The following is a 1,095-nucleotide window of genomic DNA, read 5'->3' as shown; positions in this document are numbered from 1 at the left end:
CAAACGTGCACTATAGAGTAGGCCACTGTCTTTTTCTTGGTCAATCCAAGTAATCCAAATAGAGTTGGTGGAATTGGTTACCTCATTCTCACGAAAATAACCTACCGTACCGTTTATCAGTTGAACTTCTTCCCCTCGTTTTGATAAGCCTTCCTCATAATACCAAACAGAACTAGTGAAACTCTTTCCATCCCCAGCATAATAAACGTCGGCGGATGGTCGGTCATTATATTCTATATTTACTTCCTCAATGTAAAAAGGAATATCATCTAATGATGGCAACAATAACTTTCCTTGAATATCCCAAGGAACTTCGTCAAATGAACTTTGCAAATCAGGAAAATTTTCTATTAGGTTTTCCATTGTAGATAAGTCACTGTTCGTTGTAAATTCTTGCTTTTGGTTATTCGTCCGTTCGGGATTCTGATTACCTTCCCTTTGATTTAATTGTTTTTGAGCCTGGTTAACCATCACATAAAGATTGAGCATCGCTAGGTCATATTTTTTATATCTACTTTTATTAGTATCAATTTTCTTTAATTCTTTTATCGCAAGGTCTATTTGTTCCTGATTTGTCGATTCTTTTATTCTATTTTCTCCATTTCCTTCTAGATCGGTATACACGAACAAGTCACCCACCGCTCTCGCTGCTCTTGAAACGTCATGATCGGGTTTAATAGAATAATAGTTCACACCGGATAATAACACGAATCCAATTACCAATAACGAAAGAACAACACGTCTTTGTTTTTCGCTTAGTCCAACCCTATTCCTTCTTACAATCTTCTCTTTGCCTACGTAAATAGATAGAAATTCAATCAGTTGTGTTTGTGATGGAACTGCATTTTTTGGAATAACAACAGCAGATCGATCACCATAATAAAGGAAATAGTTTTCGTTATCCGACGTTACTTGGTTGATTTCTTTCCATGAGATCTGTTTAGGATCCGTTTCTCTTTGTATTTCAATCCCTTCGTCAGATAAATGTAACGAGATAGGCCCAATCCGTTTACTATTCTCACTTTTTCTTACTAGTTTCACAGCAGCTTTATTTATAATAATCGGTAACAATAAAGCGAAGATAACCGTCGAAAC

At 36.1% G+C, this 1,095-nt stretch carries 1 protein-coding gene; it reads right to left on the bottom strand.

Annotation, left to right across the window (positions count from 1 at the left end):
- Positions 1-1,095, bottom strand: a 1,095-nt coding sequence (locus MN204_RS20255; protein ID WP_249872889.1) for a YcxB family protein, incomplete at both ends; no start/stop codon positions are given.

The sequence above is a fragment of the Oceanobacillus saliphilus genome (assembly GCF_023522835.1).
In the GTDB taxonomy this organism is placed as follows: Bacteria; Bacillota; Bacilli; order Bacillales; family Amphibacillaceae; genus Oceanobacillus; species Oceanobacillus saliphilus.
The sequence above is the reverse complement of the archived record's forward strand: the minus strand, read 5'-3'. Positions and strand labels throughout refer to the sequence as shown.